The following is a 19005-nucleotide window of genomic DNA, read 5'->3' as shown; positions in this document are numbered from 1 at the left end:
CTGTGGCCCGGCCTGGCCGGGCCACAGTTCGTCACTCTTAGAGCATGACCCCGAACATGATCGCCATGCCGGCGGCCATCATCGCCTGACACAGGATCCCCAGCGTGCGGCCCGGGTCGGCCGGCTCCCGGTTCATCCGGATGGCAAGGTAGCGCCACAGCCACACCACCGCGGCCACCGCGAACAGAAGGGTCCACACCCAATTGAGCGTCGCGATGTAGGCCGGATATCCGCCGCCAGAGCTATCCGCCGGCAAGTCCATGCCCGGCATGTCCATGCCCGGCATCTGCATTCCGCCATGCCCGGCATGGCCCGACGATGCGGCCGGGGAGTCCGCGCTCGCCACGTGCCCGGAGTGCGACACCTGGCCGGGCAGCAAGCGTCCGTTCATCACGGCGTACATCCACGCCATGGCCAGCATCATCAGCGCGTGATAGCTGCCGCCGAGCCGATGGCCGGCTCCGATCGGGCTCACCGTGATCGCGACGAACCACCCGGTCGCCAACAGGAAGAACACCATCGGTGCCACGGTCGGCAACGCAGCACCCCACGGCCAGGCCATCACCGCCATCGCGACCGCCATCACGACGTGCAGCAGCTGGCCCACCACATTCGTCCACCGCCGGCTGCCGACCGCGAGCGCGCCGAGGCACTCGACGGCGCTGAGAACGAACAGGATGGTGACGACCCATCGCAGCGTGAGGTCTCCGATCACCGGTCAGTCTCTCCCTTCGTTGCACCCGTCAGCATTGGTCGAACCATCGCACCAGAAAGTTCCCACCGCGGCGACCCGGCTACGACGGACAGTCGTAGACTGGCGGTTCAGTTTCAGTGGAAGGTGGACACCACGACGACGACGGAGTCGACCCGGGCGGGCAGCCGGCCCGCAGGTCGGTGGATCGTCGGCGGCTATCTCGTCCTGGTCGCCGCGCTGATCGGCTATGCCGTCGTCTCCGGCCAACGCCGGTTCACCGAAACCGGGGACTCCTACCCCGGCATGCCGACCAGCGTCGGCGAGGTGGTCGGCTACTTCACCGCCACCCTGGCCGCGGCCATCTGCCTGGGCGGTCTGCTGTTCATCGTCGTCACAGCCGATCCCGACGAACGCGGGGTGCTGGATGCGGCCTCGTTCCGGGTGCACCTGCTCGTCGAACGCCTGGCACCGCTCTGGCTGGTGACCGCGCTGGCCATGGTGGCGGTCCAGGCCGCCAACGCCGCCGGGGTTCCCGTCCTCCGACTGATCGCCAATGGCGGCATCGGCAGTGCACTCGGAGCATCGGAGATGGCGCGGGGGTGGATCGCGGCCGCGTTGTTCGCGGCGGTGGTGACCGTGACGCTGCGACTGACCGTGCGATGGGTGTCGCACGCGATCCTGCTGATCCCGACGTTCATCGGGGTGATCGCGCTGCCGGTCACCGGCAACGCCGGACAGGGTCCCGACCACGACTATGCGACCAGCGCCGTCATCGTGTTCGCCCTCGCGCTGGCGGTGCTGACCGGCGTGAAGGTAAGCGCCGCGATCGCCCCGCCGAAGGCCGAACTGCTTCGGCGGGTGCAGCTGATCGAGGTGGTCGCCGGGGCCGTGGCCCTGGGGTACGGGGCGCTACTGCTGTATCTGCTCACCGGCCCGCCCGGGCTGACCGGCTCGGACTACGGACGGTTCGGGATCGTCGCGGCCGTGGTGCTGCTGGTCATGTGGCTGGTCGACGTCAACCGACTACGAAGCCGCCACGCTGGCGGCCTGCCCGCCTCGGTGGGCGCACTCGCGGCCCTCCTCGTCGTCGCGGCCGTCTCGGCGATGGCGATCCAGACCGCGCCACGGCTGCTGGCGCACCAGTTCACCGCGTGGGATGTGTTCCTCGGCTACGAGCTGCCACAGGCGCCGAACGCGTTGCGGCTGCTGACGGTATGGCGTTTCGACGTCCTGCTAGGGACGGCGGCCGTCGTGATGGCGTCGGCCTACGTGATCGGCGTGATCCGGCTGCGCCGCCGCGGCGACAGCTGGCCGACGGGCCGACTGGCGGCCTGGCTGTTCGGCTGTGCGGCCTTGCTGTTGGCCACCTGCTCGGGGGTACGCGCGTACGGGTCGGCGATGTTCAGCGTGCACATGTCCGAACACATGGCGCTCAACATGTTCATCCCGGTGTTCCTGGTCCTGGGCGCACCGATCACCCTGGCACTGCGGGCGCTGCCGACGGCGGGGGCCGGGCACCCACCGGGACCGCGGGAATGGCTGCTGTGGCTGGTGCACTCACGGGCATCACGGTTCCTCTCCCATCCCGCAACGGCTTTCGTCCTGTTCGTCGGCTCGCTGTATGCGGTGTACTTCACTCCCCTGTTCGACACCTTGGTGCGTTACCACTGGGGCCACGAGTTCATGAGCGTGCATTTCATGATCACCGGCTACCTGTTCTTCTGGGGCATCATCGGCATCGACCCCGGACCCAAACGGCTGCCGTTCATCGGGCGGCTCGGCATGTTGTTCGCCGTGATGCCGTTCCACGCGTTCTTCGGTATCGCCACCATGACCATGACCTCGATCCTCGGCGGGACGTTCTACCGCTACCTGGGCCTGCCGTGGCTGGCCAGTCTGAGCGACGACCAACACCTCGGCGGAGCCATCGCGTGGGGGTCCAGCGAATTACCGGTCATCGTTGTGGTGGTGGCGTTGGTGTATCAGTGGGCGAGCCAGGATCGCCGGACGGCGACCCGCACCGACCGGCACGCCGACGCCCACTACGACGACGACCTCGACGCCTACAACGCCATGCTGCGCGAGCTGGCCAAGAACCGACGCTGATCAGGTAGTTCAGTCGGCGGGTGGATGCAAGGTGAACGACACCTCGCCGTGGCCTTGCACGACAATCCGAACAAGTAACTCTGCCAACGTCTTTCGCTCCCCGGCAGTCAGGACGGAGAACAGCGACTCGTAGGCGGTCATCGCATCGACATGGGCCATGGCGAGGATGCGACGCCCCTTCTCGGTGAGGTAGGCACGCTGGATGCGACCGTGCTCAGGGTCAGGTTTGCGCTCAATGAGGCCATTGCGCGCAAGCGGGGCCAGCGCCAGCTGGGCGCCCTGTGGGCTGATCAGTAGCCTGCGCGCCAGATCCGCTCCAGACAACCCGGGCTCGTCGGCAAGTTGGCGGAGCAGGCCGATCTGGGCGCTGGTCACCCCGTGGTGGCTGATGGCCTCGTTGACGGTGTGCCCGGCGTAGTGGAAGGCCTGCTTGAGCAGCCACAACAGGTTCTCGTCGGCATCGTTCATAACCCAGCTCAGCTCACGACGGTGTAGTCGCCCTCTTCGCGCAGCGCGGCCTGAATCTCGTCGACACTGAGATCGGCGACCGCGTCGACCCGCACGGTCGACGGGCCATCCGCCCCGAGGTCGACCTCGACGGCGCTGACGCTGGGCAGGGCCGTCAACGCACCCGTGACGATCCGCACGCAACTCTGGCAATGCAGGCCGTCGACCAGGAAATTCTGCTGTGACATGTGATCTGCCTTTCGGAACTACCGGGTGCGGGCGTCGAAGTTGCGCAGCCGCAGGCTGTTCGACACGACGAAGAACGACGAGAACGCCATCGCCGCACCGGCGATGAGGGGATTGAGCAGCCCGGCCGCAGCGATCGGAATGGCCGCCACGTTGTAGCCGAACGCCCAGAACAGGTTGGTCCGGATCGTCCGCATGGTGGCGCGGGCAAGGTCGAGAGCCTGCGGGACGATATCGAGATCATCGCGCACCAGGATGATGTCGGCGGCGCCGATCGCCACATCGGTGCCGCGCCCGATCGCCAGGCCGAGATCCGCCGACGCCAGCGCGGGCCCGTCGTTGATGCCGTCGCCGACCATGGCGACCACCCGGCCCTGCTCGCGCAGCTGCTCGATGAGGTCGACCTTGCCCTCCGGAAGCACTTCGGCGATGACCTCATCGATACCGACCTGGGCGGCCACCGCACCCGCAGCCGCGGCGTTGTCCCCGGTGAGCAGCACCGTGCGTAAACCCCTGCGGTGCAAGGCCGCAACGGCATCGGCGGCCGATTCCTTGACCTCGTCAGCCACCGCGATCGCCCCGCACACCTGTCCGTCCACGGAAACGAAAACGACGGTCTCGCCGCGGGATTCAGCGGATCGCCGGGCCTGCTGCAAGATCTCGGGCGCGTCCGACTGCCCGCAGGCCCAGGACGGCCGGCCGACCACGACGCGGCGTCCGGCCACCAAACCGGTGACCCCGCGCCCGGGATGAGCACGGAAGTCCTCCACCGGGCGACGGTCTTCGGTGGCGGTGGCGGTGGCGATGGCCACGGCGACCGCGTGCTCGGAAGCGTCCTCGACGGCGCCGGCCAACGCGAGGACCTCGGCAGACTGCCAGCCGTCGACGACCGTCACCGACGTGATGGCCAGATGTCCCGACGTCAGCGTGCCGGTCTTGTCGAACACCACGGTGTCCACCGCGCGGATGGCCTCCAGCGCGCGGTAGCCCTTCAGGAAGATGCCCAGCTGTGCGCCGCGTCCGGAAGCCACCATCATCGCGGTCGGGGTGGCCAGTCCGAGTGCGCACGGGCAGGCGATCACCAGGACCGCCAACGCCGCGGAGAACGCCCGGTCGACGTCGGCCCCGGCGAGCAGCCACCCGGTGGCGGTCAGCGCCGCGATGACGAACACCACCGGCACGAAGACCCCGGCGACCCGGTCGGCCAACCGTTGGGCGTCGGCCTTCTGCGCCTGCGCCTCCTCGACGAGGCGCACCATCCCGGCGAACTGGGTGTCGGCCCCGACGGCGGCGGCTTCGACGATCAGCCGGCCGTCGAGCACCACCGTCCCGCCGACCACCGGCCCGCCGGGATGAGCGCGTGACGGCTTGGCTTCCCCGGTCATCGCACTCATGTCGATGGCCGCGTCACCCTCGACCACCAGACCGTCGGCGGCGATCGTCTCGCCGGGGCGCACCACGAACCGCTGCTGTTCTTTGAGCTCGTCGGCGGGCAGCACCATCTCACTGCCGTCGGGCAGCAGCACCGACACGCTCTTGGCGCTCAGCGCCGCCAATGCCCGCAAGGCGCTGCCCGCGCGTGACTTGGCCCTGGCCTCGAAATAGCGACCGGCCAGGATGAATACCGTGACGCCGGCGGCGACCTCCAGATAAATGGCGTCGCTGCCCATCAGCGCCTGCCAGACGCCGTGGACCTGCCGGGTCTGGTGGCCGAAGAAGATCGTGGACAGCGACCACAGGGTCGCCGCGGTGACGCCGACCGAGATCAACGTCTCCATCGAAGCGGTGCCGTGGCGCGCGTTACGCAGGGCGACCCGATGGAACGGCCAGGCCGCCCAGGTGACGATCGGAGCGGCCAGGGCGGTCAGCACCCATGCCCAGCCGGTGAAGCGGGTACTGGGGACGACGGCGAACATCACCGACAAATCGGCCAGCGGCACGAACAGCACGGCGGCGATGGCGAGCCGGAGCAGCAGGTTGCGGGCCAGCCGGTCATCGGGATCCGCCGGCTCGGTCCGGGTCGCCGACCGGACAGCGGCGTCGTAGCCGGCTTTGCGGATCACCTCGCACAGGTCGTCGGCGACCACCGAATCGGGGGCATCGACGCTGGCCACACGGGTGGCGAAGTTGACCGAGGCCCGGACGCCGTCGATTTTGTTGAGTTTGGTCTCGACCCGGGCGGCGCACGCCGCGCAGGACATCCCGGAGACGTCGAGTTCGACCCGGTGGGAGATGCCGGGCGCGTCCGCAGCGGACGAACCGCCCACGACGGATACCGTCATCGCCCTCCTTGGCTCTGTGTTGGCCGCGACCGCACACCGGTCCCGAGTGTGATAGTCGGCTGTCGCAGCCGACAGGTTCCCGGTGCGTTCGCGGTGCGGACCGTCCTTCACCAAAATACGCCGTCGGGCGGTGCCCCCCGCTCCGCGGTGGCCCGAAGATGTGCTGGTCGCGACGATCCCCTACGCTGCTTTCCGTGAGCGAACGCGACGACGACCAGGTGACCGTGCTGGCACTGGCCGCCGGGCGGGGTGACTCGGCCGCCCTCGAGGCGTTCATCAAGGCCACTCAACGTGACGTCTGGCGCACCGTCGCCTTCCTCGGCGACCCCGGCCAGGCGGACGACCTGACGCAGGAGACCTTTCTGCGCGCCCTGGGAGCGCTGCCCCGGTTCTCCGGCCGATCCTCGGCCCGCACCTGGCTGATGACGATCGCCCGCCGCGTCGTCATCGACCAGATCCGCCGCAACCAGGCCCGGCCACGTACCGGCTACGGGATCGACCTGGACCAGGTCCTCGACACCCGGCCCAGCGCGGCCCGGTTCGAGGACATCATCGAGATCAGGATGCTGCTCGACGGCCTCGACACCGACCGTCGCCACGCGCTGATGCTGACCCAGGTGCTCGGGCTGTCCTATGCGGAGGCCGCCGAGGTATGCGGCTGCCCGGTGGGCACGATCCGGTCCCGGGTGGCCCGGGCCCGCGAGGATCTGATCAGCGCGGCCCACCGCGACGACCAGGTGGGCTGAGCCGGGGAACTACCCGAGGTAGCTGTGCGACCACAGAACGTGCCCCGAACCGACAATGTCGAAGTCGTGCTGCGCCGCATCGCACGGCGCGTACTCGATGACGTGTGGATCAGCCCACGAGTACGGGTCTTCGCACTCATCACCGCCGCCCTGTTGGCCGGCGCCGCGGCGACCGGTTGGCTCACCGACGTTCACAGCATCTGGATGTCCCGGGTAGCCACCGTCATGTTCGCGCTGACGTCCGCCTTGTCATCGATGGCGCTGTGGCGACACAGCTTCCGCTGGTGTTGTGCCGCAGCCGGTGTCGGCGCCGTGTCGACGGTCGCCGGGCTCGGTGTCGTCTGGTGGCACCAGACCGCGCCTGAGACGCTCTCAGCCGGGCCCTCGGCGTGGATGGTCATCGGAATGGTGTGTGCCACCGCTCTGACCGCGACGTGGCTTCGGCTGACCCTCACCCCCTTGGGGCAGTCCCAGCCCGACATCCGCCGGATCTCAGTCCAGGAAGCCGTGTAGCAGGGCGGCCGACCCGGCGATGTGGGCCTGCGTCGCGACGGCCGCCGCATTCGGATCGCCTGCCAGGATCGCGATCACGATCGCCTCGTGCTGTTCGTCGGAGTGCGTGATGTTGCGGCGCAGCAACGGAATCTGGTCAAGTAGCGTGTTGAGCCGCATCCGGTTCTCAGCCACCAACGGCACCAGTGATGGGGATCCGGCCGCCTCGGCGATCGCCAGATGCAGTCGTGAGTCCAGCCGCCGGTAGTCATCGGCGGACGCGCCCCGCACGTCGGCCAGCCGAGACCAGAGGCCCTCGCGTTCGGCCGCGGTCAGCGTGCGTGTGGCGGCCATCCGGGCAGCGCCTACCTCGAGGATCTCCCGCAACCGCAGCGCATCGTCGATCTCGGCCCGGCCGAACCGCACGACGCCCTCAGTCGGCGCGGGCAGCGGCTCGGCCAGGAAGGTGCCACCGTATCGGCCACGGCGCGACACCAGATAGCCGGCATCGGCCAGTGACTTGATCGCCTCGCGCACCGTGTCGCGGCTGACCCCGAGCCGGGTGGCGAGTTCACGCTCGGGTGGCAGCGAATCGCCCGGAGCCAGCACGCCGAGCTTGATCGTCTCCAGCAACCGACCGACGGTGTCCTCGAAGGCATTGCCCAGGCGCACTGGACGCAGCAGGGCCTCGGAGGCCTGCTGCGGTTCGGGAGCTCGGGACGATTCCCGGGTCGCTGCGCTCCTGCCCTCCGAAGCCGATTCCCGGGTCGCTGCGCTCCTGCCCTCCGAAGCCATCGGTGAAGCCTTACAGCGGGGTCACGTAGTGACCGGTGATGCCGCCGTCGACCAGGAAGGTGGACCCGGTGATGAACGACGCGTCGTCACTGGCCAGGAACGCCACCGCGGCGGCCAGCTCCTCGGGTTCGGCGAACCGGCCCATCGGCACGTGCACCAGCCGACGCGCCGCCCGCTCGGGGTCCTTGGCGAACAGTTCCTGCAACAGCGGGGTGTTCACCGGGCCGGGACATAGCGCATTGACCCGAATTCCCTGGCGCGCGTATTGGATTCCAAGTTCACGCGACATGGCCAACACGCCGCCCTTGGATGCGGTGTAGGAGATCTGGCTGGTCGCCGAACCGTTGACCGCGACGAATGATGCGGTGTTGATGATCGAGCCCTTCTGCGCGGGCACCATGTGCCGCAGGGCCGCCTTGCAACAGAAGAAGACCGACTTGAGGTTGACGTCCTGCACCCGGTCCCAGGCATCGATGCTGGTGTTCTCGATGAGGTCGTCGTCGGGCGGGCTGATACCGGCGTTGTTGAACGCGATGTCGATCCCACCGTGCATCTCGAAAGCGGTGTCGAACAAGCGATCCACCGCGACCTGATCGGAGACATCGACCTGGACGAACGTCACGTTGAGATCGTCGGCGACGGTCTTGCCGGTTGCCTCGTCGAGATCCCCGATGACGACGATGGCGCCTTCGTCTCGCATCCGCTTGACGGCCGCCAGTCCGATGCCGCTCGCACCACCGGTGACGACCGCGACCTTGTCCTTGAGTCGCTGGGTCAGATCCATCTAGCTCTCCTCTACTGCGAAAAACACATTCTTGGTCTCGGTGAACGACAACGGCGCATCCGGGCCGAGTTCACGGCCCAGACCGGACTGCTTGAACCCACCGAAGGGGGTGTTGTAGCGCACCGACGAATGCGAGTTGACGCTGAGGTTGCCGGCCTCGACTGCGCGTGACACCCGCAGCGCCCGGGACAGGTTGTCGGTCCAGATCGACCCGGACAGACCGTATTCGGTGTCATTGGCCAGGGCGATGGCATCGGCCTCGTCCTCGAACGGCAGCACGGTGACCACCGGGCCGAAGATCTCCTCGGTGACGGTGCGGTCGGTGCGCTCCGGGGTCAGCACCGTGGGCGGGAACCAGAACCCGGGTCCGCCCGGCGCCGAGCCACGAAAGGCGACGGGCGCGTCGTCGGGCACGTAGGCGGCCACCGAGTCGTAGTGCTTGCGCGAGACCAGCGGGCCCATCTCGGTATCACGGGCGGCGGGATCACCAACGACCAGACCCTTGACGGCAGGCTCGAGCAATTCCATGAACTTGTCGAAGATATTGCGCTGCACCAGGATTCGGCTACGAGCGCAGCAGTCCTGCCCGGCATTGTCGAAGACGCCGTACGGTGCGGTGGCCGCGGCCCGCTCCAGGTCGCAGTCGGCGAAGACGATATTGGCGCTCTTGCCGCCCAACTCCAGCGTCACACGCTTGACCTGGGCGGCCGCCCCGGCCATCACCCTCGTGCCGACTTCGGTCGAGCCGGTGAACACGATCTTGCGCACGTCCGGGTGGCTGATGAACCGCTCGCCGACCACCGAACCCCGACCGGGCAACACCTGGAACAGGTCTTCGGGTAGACCCGCCTGCTCGGCGAGTTCACCGAGCCGCATCGAGGTCAGCGGGGTCCACTCGGCCGGTTTGAGCACCACCGCGTTACCGGCGGCCAATGCGGGCGCGAAGCCCCACACCGCGATCGGCATCGGGAAGTTCCACGGCGTGATCACCCCGATCACGCCCATCGGCTCGTTGAAGGTGACGTCCAGGCCGCCGGCGACTGGAATCTGCTTGCCCGACAACCGTTCCGGGGTCGCCGAATAGAACTGCAGCACGTCGCGCACGTGGCCGGCTTCCCATTCCGCGGCGCCGATCGGATGCCCGGAATTGGCTACCTCGAGGGCGGCCAGCTCACCGACGTGGGCGTCGACCACCGCGGCGAAGGCCCGCAGTGCGGCCGCCCGCTCGGCGGGGGCGGCCGCGGCCCAAGACTTTTGCGCCACCTTGGCGCGCGCGACGGCGTCGTCGACGCCGGCGGTGTCGGTCAGCTCGACGGTGCGCAGCGCCTGTTCGGTCGCCGGATTGACCAGCTCAGTGATGGTCACTGGCTCACCCTCCCTGTCGTATACACCCGTGCCGCCTCGACCAGGCCGGCGAACAGCCGAAGATCGTCCAAGGTCTCCTCGGGATGCCACTGCACGGCCAGAACGAAGTCGCGGCCGGGCATTTCGACGGCCTCGATCACTCCTTCGTCATCCAGGGCGCTGACCAGCAGCCCGTCACCGAGCCGGTCGATGGCCTGGTGGTGGTAGCACTGCGCATTCGTGTTCGGGCCGATCAACGAGGCCAGCAAGCTTCCGGCCATGGTGCTGATCTTGGAGGTGGTGAACACCGCGTTGCCCTGCTGATGGCGGGTGTGCCCGAGCAGATCAGGCAGATGCTGGTGCAGCGTGCCGCCCAGCGCGACGTTGAGCACCTGTGCGCCACGGCAGATCCCGAGCACCGGCAGATGCCGTCGCAGCGCGGCCGCGATCAGGGCGAACTCCCAGGCGTCGCGATCGCGGGCCGGCTCGTCGGTGGTCGGGTGCGGGTCGTGGCCGTAGGCGGCCGGGTCGACGTCCTTGCCGCCGGTGACGATCAGGCCGTCGAGCCCGTCAAGCACCCGGCTCGCGATGTCGGCGTCGACGGGCTGCGGGGGCAGCAGGGTGGCGATTCCGCCGGCCAGCGTGACGCCCTCGAGGTAGATGCCCGGCAGGAAGCTGGCGTGCACGTCCCAGACCCCGGTCTGCGCCTGCTGGAGATAGGTGGTCAAGCCGATGATCGGCCGAGCAGACGCAAAAGACTCCGACACGCCGGTCGCGGAGGGACTTTTGCGTCTGCTCGCCGGAAAATCAGAGGCGTTCAAAGCCACGCACCCGCTCCCAGTCGGTCACCGCGGAATTGAAGGCGGCCAACTCGACTCGGGCGTTGTTCAGGTAGTGCGCCACCACCTCGTCGCCGAACGCCTCACGGGCCACCACCGAACCTTCGAACAGCGCGGCAGCCTCGGCCAGGGTGGTGGGCAGTCGCTGCGCTCCGCTGGTGTAGGCGTTGCCGGCGTAGGCGTCCGGTAGCTCCAGACCGTTGTCGATCCCGTACAAACCACCGGCCACCAGCGCGGCCACCGCCAGATACTGATTGACGTCGCCGCCGGGTGCGCGGCACTCCATCCGCATTGAATGGCCGTGGCCCACCACCCGCAGAGCACAGGTGCGGTTGTCCAGCCCCCAGGCGATCGCCGTCGGCGCGAAGCTGCCCTCGACAAATCGCTTGTAGGAATTGATGTTGGGCGCATAGAACAGCGTCAGCTCGCGCAGGGTGGCCAGCTGGCCGGCGATGAAGCTGCGGAACATCGGCGACATGCCGAGCGGATCATCGGCTTCAGCAAATACGGCCGAACCCTCCGTATCGCGCAACGAGATGTGGATGTGACAGCTGTTGCCTTCGCGCTCATCGTATTTCGCCATGAACGTCAGACTCTTACCGTGTTGGTCCGCGATCTCCTTGGCGCCGTTCTTGTAGATCGTGTGGTTGTCGCAGGTGACCAGCGCACTGTCGTAGCGAAACGCGATCTCCTGCTGACCGAAGTTGCACTCCCCCTTCACACCTTCGCAGTACATACCGGCTCCGTCCATGCCCAGGCGGATGTCGCGTAGCAACGGCTCCATCCGGGTGGAGGCGTGGATGGCGTAGTCGACGTTGTAGTCGGTGGCCTTGGACAGTCCGCGGTAACCAGCCGCCCAGGCGTCGCGGTAGGTGTCGTCGAAGACCATGAACTCCAGCTCGGTACCGACGAAGGCTTCCAGCCCACGCTGGGCCAGCCGGTCAAGCTGGGTACCCAGAATGCTGCGCGGCGCGGCCGTGACCGGCCCGCCGCCGACCCACGACAGATCGGCCATCACCAGGGCGGTGCCCGGCAACCAGGGCAGCACCCGCAAGGTGCTGAAATCCGGTGTCATCACCATGTCGCCGTAACCGGAGTCCCAGCTGGACATCGCGTAGCCATCGACGGTGTTCATATCGACGTCGACGGCCAACAGGTAGTTGCAGCACTCGGCGCCGTGCGCGGCGACCTCCTCCACGAATAACCGTGCCGCGACCCGCTTGCCGGTCAGCCGGCCCTGCATGTCGGCGAACGCCACGATCACCGTGTCGATTTCACCCGCGGCCACCTTGCTCTCCAGTTCGGCCTGCACCAGCAGACCGGGGCGCAACCTCTGACTCATCGGATGTTCTCCCTTCGGTCTGTGACAGGTATGCCGAGAAGTCAACCATTGGACGTCCGAACCCTTCGGCTATCAGCTTCAGGATTAACACGACTGTCACTCCAAAGGTAGGACAACAGACCTTTGGCATTCTATTCTCCCTAGAGAACAGGCGCCGTCCTCGCAGGGTCCCCTGCGCGACAACTCGGACAACTCGTTAGGAGCCAACCGCCATGGCCGATGAACAGCTGAAATCCGGGGGTGTCACCTACACCCAGGCCGGCGAGGGATATTTCGAGAAACGGACACTGCTGCGCACGGCCGGATTCTGGGGTCTGTGGGGCATCGGTGTAGCAGCGGTCATCTCCGGCGACTTCTCCGGCTGGAACTTCGGCATCGGCGAAGCCGGCTGGGGCGGTCTGGGCATCGCCGCGATCGTCATCATCGTCATGTACTTCGGCATGCTGTTCTCCATCGGGGAGATGTCGGCGGCCATGCCACACACCGGTGGCGCCTACTCGTTCGCCCGCGCCGCGATGGGACCGTGGGGCGGGTTCATCACCGGATTCGCCGAGTCCATCGAGTACGTGTTCACCACCGGCGTGGTGGTCTACTTCTCGGCCAGTTACGCCGACGCCGTGACCAGCGACCTGTTCGGGCTGTCCCTGCCCGGCTGGGTGTGGTGGATCATCCTCTACGCCATCTTCGTCGGGCTGAACTCGTGGGGCGCGGAGATCTCGTTCAAGTTCGCGATCGTGGTCGCGGTGATCTCGGTGGGCATCCTGGTGCTGTTCGGGATCCTGGCCATCGTCAACGGGGCCGTCGACTTCAGCAAGCTGTTCGACATCGAACCGGATCCGAGCAAGGGTGGCACCAGTACCTTCCTGCCGTTCGGGGTGATGGGCGTGCTCTACGCGCTGCCGTTCGCCATGTGGTTCTTCCTCGGCATCGAAGAGTTGCCGCTGGCCGCCGAGGAGGCGCACAACCCGAGCAAGGACATTCCCAAAGCCGGTATCTGGGGCATGATCTCGCTGGTTGTCTGCGCGGCGATCGTGTACTTCCTCAACCCCGCGGTCACCGGTGCCGCGGCACTCGGCAGCGCTGATGAGCCACTGCTCGACGGCTTCCGGGCCTTCCTGCCGAGTGGCTGGGCCGCGGTACTGTCGGCGTTCGCACTCATCGGTCTGTTGGCCAGCCTGCAGGGCATCATGTACGCCTACGGCCGCAACCTCTATTCGCTGAGCCGGGCCGGCTACTACCCGAAGGTGCTGTCGCTGACCGGCAGCCGCCAGACGCCCTACATCGCACTGATCACCGGCGCGGTCATCGGTTTCGTCGCACTGCTGATCGTGAACTTCAACGAAGGTGCCGGCGATGTCGTGCTCAACATCGCGGTGTGGGGCGCGGTGCTGGCCTACATGCTGCAGATGGTCTCGTTCGTGCTGCTGCGCCGCAAATTCCCCAACGCCCGTCGTCCATGGGTCAGCCCGACGGGCAACGCCGGTGCGATCGTCGCGCTCGTCATCGCCGCAGTCACTTTCGTCGCGGTGCTGATCAACCCCGCCTACCGGCCGGCGGTGATCACGATCGTGATCTTCTACGTGGTCGGCCTGCTGATCTTCGGGCTCTACGGCCGGCACCGGCTGGTGCTCTCACCGGAGGAGGAGTACGCGGTCACCGGCGGCCTGCACGGGTACGACCCCGAGGCCGAAGGACTGGGCGGCACCATCGAGGACGAGATCCTCAAAGGCCATACCGACTGAGAGCCTCCGCCACGGGAGACCACACCCCAGGCCCGCCGTGAGGCAGGGTCCCGCGCCCCTCGTGCCACCGGCCGAGGGGCGCGGTCCATGTGTGATGCGAGGCCGGTAGCGAGATCTCAACATGAGAAGTCTGTGAGATTAAACGCCCTCTCGCCTGCGTAAACACCGGTCCAGGCCCAACAGCCGGGAGCACTCGGGTATCGATGGGCAAAGGACACGGGTAGGGTTCGAAGCGATGTGTGGAGCGGCTGGGGAAGTCCGTCTCGACGACCAGGCACCCGATGTGGCCGCCGTGGCCGCCATGGCCGAAACCATGGCGCCTCGCGGACCCGATGCCGCGGGCGTGTGGTCGCAAGGCCGGGTGGCGCTGGGGCATCGTCGACTCAAGATCATCGATCTGACGCAGGCCGGTGCCCAGCCGATGGTCGACGCCGACCTCGGCCTGACCATCTGCTGGAACGGCTGCATCTACAACTACGAGGCGCTGCGCGACGAGCTGGCCGGGCACGGCTACCGGTTCTTCTCCCACAGCGACACCGAGGTGCTGGTCAAGGCCTACCACCATTGGGGCGACCGATTTGTCGAGCGTCTACACGGAATGTTCGCCTTCGCGATCACCGAACGCGATAGCGGGCGGGTGCTGCTGGGCCGAGACCGACTGGGTATCAAACCGCTCTACGTCACCGAGGACGCCCGCCGGATCCGGTTCGCGTCGACGCTGCCGGCACTGCTGGCCGGTGGCGGCGTCGATACCCGCATCGACCCGGTCGCGCTGCACCATTACCTCAGCTTCCATTCGGTGGTGCCGGCACCCCTGACCATCCTGCGCGGGGTGCGCAAGCTGCCTCCCGGCACGCTGCTGGCGATCGAGCCGGACGGCAGCCGACGCGAGATCACCTACTGGGCACCCGACTTCACTCGCCACGAAGAGCGTTCCGACTGGACCGAACGCGATTGGGAGGACGCGGTTCTCGACGCCCTGCGCACTGCCGTCAAACGTCGTCTGGTCGCCGACGTGCCGGTCGGCTGCCTGCTCTCCGGCGGGGTGGACTCCAGCCTGATCGTGGGTCTGCTGGCCGAGGCGGGCCAGACGGGGCTGTCGACCTTCTCGATCGGTTTCGAGTCGGTCGGCGGTGTCAAGGGTGACGAGTTCATGTACTCCGACATCGTGGCCAAGCGCTTCGACACCGACCACCACCAGATCCGCATCGACACCGCCCGCATGCTGCCCGCCCTCACCGGCGCGATCGGCGCGATGAGCGAACCGATGGTCTCCCATGATTGCGTGGCGTTCTATCTGCTGAGCCAGGAGGTGGCCAAGCACGTCAAGGTGGTGCAATCCGGTCAGGGTGCCGACGAGGTGTTCGCCGGCTACCACTGGTATCCGCCGATGGCGGAGCCGGATGCGGCCAGCGTCGCCGGTTCGGTCAGCCGCTACCGCGGGGCGTTCTTCGACCGTGACCACGACGGGGTGGCGGCCCTGCTCGGCGACGAGCGGGTCGCCTGCCGGGACGACCCCAGCCTGGCGTTCGTCACCGAACATTTCGCCCGAGCCGGCGCACAGACCGGAGTGGACCGCGCGTTGCGGCTGGACACCACGGTGATGCTGGTCGACGATCCGGTCAAACGCGTCGACAACATGACGATGGCCTGGGGCCTGGAAGGCCGAGTGCCGTTCCTCGACCATGAACTCGTCGAACTGGCGGCAACCTGCCCACCCGAACTCAAGACCGCACACGAGGGCAAGGGTGTTCTGAAAGAAGCTGCCAGACAGGTGATTCCGGCCGAGGTGATCGACCGCCCCAAAGGCTACTTCCCGGTTCCCGCCCTCACCCACCTCGAGGGGCCGTATCTGGACATGGTCCGTGACGCCCTGTACGCGCCGCAGGCCAAGGAACGCGGCCTGTTCCGCCCCGAAGGGGTCGAGCGACTGCTGGCCGATCCCAACGGGCGGCTGACCCCGCTGCGCGGAAACGAACTATGGCAGGTCGGACTTCTCGAGCTCTGGTTGCAGCAACACGGAATCACCGGGCCGGCAGCATGAGCACGCAGGGCGAGGACGGCGGTGCATCGCGCGCCACCGCCAGCACCGAAGCCATCACGATGAGCCTGCACGACGCCTCGCCACAGCACCTGATCAACGAGTTGTCCGACGACACCGTGCTCGAACTCGGTTGGGGCCGACTGATTTTCGGTCAAACGTTCCAAGATCCGGACAAGCTGGCCGCCGTGTTGCAGCAGGAAGCCCAGGGTCGCCGGGACATCTGCATCTATGCCCGCGAATCGCATGTCCTGGTGGCCAAGTCGCCGGCCGAGCTGTTCATCGACCCCAGTCACACCTACCGGTGGCGTTTGCATGCCGACGATGCCGAAGGTCCGCGCCCGCTGGGATTCTCGGTGCGGTCGTTGCGCGACAAGTCCGAAGCCGACGAGATGAACCGGGTCTACCTGCGCTGCGGCATGGTGCCCGCCCCGACCGAGGTGATCTGGAACAACCACCTGCGCTGCGACGCCGTCGAGTATCTGGTGGCGGTTCGCGACGACGACGGTTCGGTCATCGGCACCGTCACCGGTGTGGACCACAAACGGCTGTTCAACGACCCCGAAGACGGCTCGAGCCTGTGGACGCTGGCCGTCGACCCGGCCGCCGGCCTGCCCGGCGTCGGCGCCGCGCTGACCCGGACGCTGGCCGGGATCTTCCGCGACCGGGGCCGCGCCTACATGGATCTGTCGGTGGCCTACGACAACGACGCCGCGATCGCGCTGTACGAGAAGCTCGGCTTTCAACGCGTCCCCGTGCTGGCCGTCAAACGCAAGAACGCGATCAACGAACCGCTGTTCACGCCGCCGTCGGAAACCGTCGACGATCTCAATCCGTATGCGCGAATCATCGCCGACGAAGCGATGCGTCGAGGTATCCGGGTCGAAGTGCTCGACGCCGAGACCGGCGAGATGCGGTTGTCGCACGGTGGGCGCAGCGTGGTGACCCGGGAATCGTTGAGCGAGTACACCTCTGCGGTGGCGATGAGCCGCTGCGACGACAAGCGGCTCACCCGTCGCATCGTGTCGGAGGCCGGCATCGTGGTGCCCCGGGGCCGACTGGCCACATTCGACGCCGACGACCACGCTTTCCTGGCCGAGGTCGGCGATGTCGTCGTCAAACCGACCCGCGGCGAGCAGGGCAAGGGCATCACCGTCGGGGTGGACGGGCCCGAGGCCCTGGACTCGGCACTGGCTCGCGCGCGTGAACAGCATCCCGAGGTGTTGATCGAGCAACGTGCCGCCGGCGATGACCTGCGCCTGGTGGTCATCGACGGCAAGGTGGTCGCGGCGGCGTTGCGCAAGCCCGCCGAGGTCGTGGGCACCGGCAAGCACACCGTCCGAGAGCTGATCGAGACGCAGAGCCGGCGCCGTGCGGCGGCCACCGGTGGCGAGTCGCGTATCCCCCTGGACGCGGTCACCGAGGCGACGGTGGCCGAGGCCGGCTGGTCGTTCGACGCTGTGCTGCCCGAGGGTGAGAGCCTGCGGGTACGCCGGACGGCCAACCTGCACCAGGGCGGCACCATTCACGACGTGACGGCCAAGGTGAATCCCGAGCTGTGCCGGGTCGCCGTTGCGGCCGCCGAGGCCATCGGCATCCCAGTCACCGGCATCGACCTTCTGGTCCCCGACGTGACCCGCGACGAATACGTGTTCATCGAAGCCAACGAGCGTCCCGGGCTGGCCAATCACGAGCCGCAGCCCACCGCCCAGGCATTCGTCGACTTCCTGTTTCCGGGGCAGCCGGGTTTACCCCAGGCCTGGACCCCCCAGGAGGCCGCCGAGGTGCCGCCGGCCTGAATTCACCAGGTGCTGGTACGTAACACGATCTCCGCGGCCAGCTGTGCGGTGGACTCCGCGGCGTTTCGCCGTCCGGTGAACTCCACCAGCCGGAAATCGCTGTAGACGTAGCGCTGGCTGGCTCTGGCGACCGCCCGGGCCGCCGGCGTGCTGACCAAGGCGGTCGTGTTGATCTCGACCGGAGGGCAGTCCTGATCACGGACCACGCCGTTCTGGTCGGGAACCCGCGGGTGCCCGCGGTCGATCACGACCAGTCCGGTGAAGCGGTCGAGGCGGGTGGCGGCCAGCTCCCACGCGAGCTCAGCGCCGGCGCGGTCGCCCACCAGGATCCCCCAACGGACATCCAGCGCATCGAGGACGCCCACTACCGCTTTGGGGTGCAGGCGCGGGTCGGCGCCGATAACGACCGTTCGCACCGAGGCGGTGTGCAGTCGCTGACAGACCCCGTCGTAGGCGGCGGGTGCATGCTGAGCAGCACCCAGCACAACGACGTAGGGCCCCTTCTCGGGGCCGGTCATGCTGACAGGGACGGGGAACCCGTCGACAGTCACCATTGTCGAAAGCATTTCGTAACGCTACTGGCAAACCGCGCTACGGGTCGCGTTTTCCACATTGTCTCTCAGAGCCCACTCAGGTCACGCCACGGATTTTCACGGCCTGTTTGGCAAACACGTCCAGGAATGTCTCCGGCAAGGAAGCCTTGGCCTCGACACTGGGATTGGGTGTGGGAAAAGCGATTCCGAACATCCCGTATTTGCCGACGTTCTGGAACGCCATATAAATACTGCTGGGCGAACCCATCAACCGCATGGTTTGTTGATAGGCCAGTACGCCATCGCCCACACCGGAGAGCTCGGTTGTGGTAATGGGAATCCCGCTGCTCGATCGATCGAAGAACGCTTCGAATTCCGCACAACGGGTGGCCGCCGCCTCGAGCTTCGCCAGATCCAACGGCCATGACAGCACGGTCATCACGATCCGGGCGCCGTCGTAGGTCGCCGCATACTTCACCGCGCTGCCGGGGCCGCGTTCGGCCGACTCGGCGATGACGTTGGTCATGGCATTGGCGCAGCCCGCCGGGCGGGACAGCATCGATGGCGGAGCACCGGCGCCGTCGGGCTGCCCGGGATGCTCGACGATCCGGTCGTAGTGGACTCCGGGTGGGAAATCCGCCGCCCGCAGGGTGACCTTGTCCAGGGTGGCACCCGGCCACGTCGCGGTGCCGGTGACGGTCGATCCGCAGCCGGCGACCAGCATCGCGGCGGCAACCGCCACGGTGACCAGCACCGTCCGACTCGACATGAGT

General features: G+C 67.4%; 17 protein-coding genes. 6 read left to right on the top strand and 11 right to left on the bottom strand.

Annotated elements, in window-relative coordinates; translation table 11 throughout:
- Positions 1 to 37: 37 nt before the first annotated feature.
- Positions 38 to 715 carry a DUF5134 domain-containing protein gene (locus ORI27_RS09780; RefSeq protein ID WP_265996558.1) on the bottom strand — a complete coding sequence of 226 codons (678 nt, stop codon included), beginning with the start codon at positions 713 to 715 and terminating at the stop codon, positions 38 to 40.
- Between the two features lie 123 nt (positions 716 to 838).
- Here ORI27_RS09780 and ORI27_RS09775 point away from each other — a divergent pair, with 123 nt between their 5' ends.
- Positions 839 to 2800, top strand: coding sequence for a cytochrome c oxidase assembly protein (locus tag ORI27_RS09775; protein WP_407666261.1), 1962 nt, complete (start codon positions 839 to 841; stop codon positions 2798 to 2800).
- A gap of 9 nt (positions 2801 to 2809) precedes the next feature.
- Here ORI27_RS09775 and ORI27_RS09770 read toward each other — a convergent pair whose 3' ends face one another.
- The 3 genes from ORI27_RS09770 to ORI27_RS09760 are packed head-to-tail and all read right to left on the bottom strand — an operon-like array spanning position 2810 to position 5775.
- Positions 2810 to 3268, bottom strand: coding sequence for a MarR family winged helix-turn-helix transcriptional regulator (locus ORI27_RS09770; protein ID WP_265996557.1), 459 nt, complete (start codon positions 3266 to 3268; stop codon positions 2810 to 2812).
- An 8-nt stretch (positions 3269 to 3276) separates the two neighbouring features.
- Positions 3277 to 3495, bottom strand: a complete 219-nt coding sequence (locus ORI27_RS09765; RefSeq protein ID WP_265996556.1) for a heavy-metal-associated domain-containing protein — start codon at positions 3493 to 3495, stop codon at positions 3277 to 3279.
- A gap of 18 nt (positions 3496 to 3513) precedes the next feature.
- On the bottom strand, positions 3514 to 5775 hold the full coding sequence (locus ORI27_RS09760; protein ID WP_265996555.1) for a heavy metal translocating P-type ATPase: 2262 nt from the start codon (positions 5773 to 5775) through the stop codon (positions 3514 to 3516).
- A 158-nt stretch (positions 5776 to 5933) separates the two neighbouring features.
- Here ORI27_RS09760 and sigC point away from each other — a divergent pair, with 158 nt between their 5' ends.
- Entirely contained in the window at positions 5934 to 6521 is a 588-nt protein-coding gene (gene sigC, locus ORI27_RS09755) for an RNA polymerase sigma factor SigC (protein ID WP_407666260.1), read from the top strand.
- A 39-nt stretch (positions 6522 to 6560) separates the two neighbouring features.
- A complete protein-coding gene (locus ORI27_RS09750; RefSeq protein ID WP_266073927.1) occupies positions 6561 to 7034 on the top strand; it encodes a hypothetical protein in 474 nt (157 codons plus the stop codon).
- Here ORI27_RS09750 and ORI27_RS09745 read toward each other — a convergent pair.
- The 5 genes from ORI27_RS09745 to ORI27_RS09725 form a co-directional block, all read right to left on the bottom strand.
- Entirely contained in the window at positions 7014 to 7808 is a 795-nt protein-coding gene (locus tag ORI27_RS09745) for a FadR/GntR family transcriptional regulator (protein ID WP_265996552.1), read from the bottom strand. The genes ORI27_RS09750 and ORI27_RS09745 overlap by 21 nt on opposite strands.
- Positions 7809 to 7818: 10 nt before the next feature.
- A complete protein-coding gene (locus tag ORI27_RS09740; RefSeq protein ID WP_265996551.1) occupies positions 7819 to 8592 on the bottom strand; it encodes a 3-oxoacyl-ACP reductase in 774 nt (257 codons plus the stop codon).
- The gene (locus ORI27_RS09735) at positions 8593 to 9957 is read right to left on the bottom strand and encodes an aldehyde dehydrogenase family protein (protein ID WP_265996550.1); all 1365 of its coding nucleotides are present in this window, start codon (positions 9955 to 9957) and stop codon (positions 8593 to 8595) included.
- On the bottom strand, positions 9954 to 10673 hold the full coding sequence (locus ORI27_RS09730; protein ID WP_407666271.1) for a gamma-glutamyl-gamma-aminobutyrate hydrolase family protein: 720 nt from the start codon (positions 10671 to 10673) through the stop codon (positions 9954 to 9956). Before ORI27_RS09730 ends, ORI27_RS09735 begins: the two co-directional genes overlap by 4 nt.
- A 70-nt stretch (positions 10674 to 10743) precedes the next feature.
- Positions 10744 to 12117, bottom strand: coding sequence for a glutamine synthetase family protein (locus ORI27_RS09725; RefSeq protein WP_265996548.1), 1374 nt, complete (start codon positions 12115 to 12117; stop codon positions 10744 to 10746).
- Between the two features lie 212 nt (positions 12118 to 12329).
- On the opposite strand from ORI27_RS09725, the gene ORI27_RS09720 reads away from it, so the two are divergent.
- The 3 genes from ORI27_RS09720 (at position 12330) to ngg (ending at position 17699) form a co-directional block, all read left to right on the top strand.
- Positions 12330 to 13859, top strand: coding sequence for an amino acid permease (locus ORI27_RS09720; RefSeq protein ID WP_265996547.1), 1530 nt, complete (start codon positions 12330 to 12332; stop codon positions 13857 to 13859).
- A gap of 235 nt (positions 13860 to 14094) precedes the next feature.
- Complete coding sequence (locus tag ORI27_RS09715; protein WP_265996546.1) at positions 14095 to 15903, top strand: N-acetylglutaminylglutamine amidotransferase; 1809 nt, start codon at positions 14095 to 14097, stop codon at positions 15901 to 15903.
- Entirely contained in the window at positions 15900 to 17699 is a 1800-nt protein-coding gene (gene ngg, locus ORI27_RS09710; protein ID WP_265996545.1) for an N-acetylglutaminylglutamine synthetase, read from the top strand. The genes ORI27_RS09715 and ngg overlap by 4 nt, the downstream gene beginning before the upstream one ends.
- Before the next feature lie 2 nt (positions 17700 to 17701).
- Here ngg and ORI27_RS09705 read toward each other — a convergent pair whose 3' ends face one another.
- The gene (locus ORI27_RS09705; protein ID WP_265996544.1) at positions 17702 to 18265 is read right to left on the bottom strand and encodes an alpha/beta hydrolase; all 564 of its coding nucleotides are present in this window, start codon (positions 18263 to 18265) and stop codon (positions 17702 to 17704) included.
- 64 nt (positions 18266 to 18329) lie between these two features.
- On the bottom strand, positions 18330 to 19001 hold the full coding sequence (locus ORI27_RS09700) for a hypothetical protein (protein WP_265996543.1): 672 nt from the start codon (positions 18999 to 19001) through the stop codon (positions 18330 to 18332).
- Positions 19002 to 19005 lie beyond the last annotated feature (4 nt).

Origin of the sequence: Mycobacterium pinniadriaticum (assembly GCF_026242045.1) — a bacterium.
Taxonomy (GTDB): Bacteria; Actinomycetota; Actinomycetes; order Mycobacteriales; family Mycobacteriaceae; genus Mycobacterium; species Mycobacterium pinniadriaticum.
Note: the sequence above shows the minus strand (reverse complement) of the source record. Positions and strands in the feature narration are given on the sequence as shown.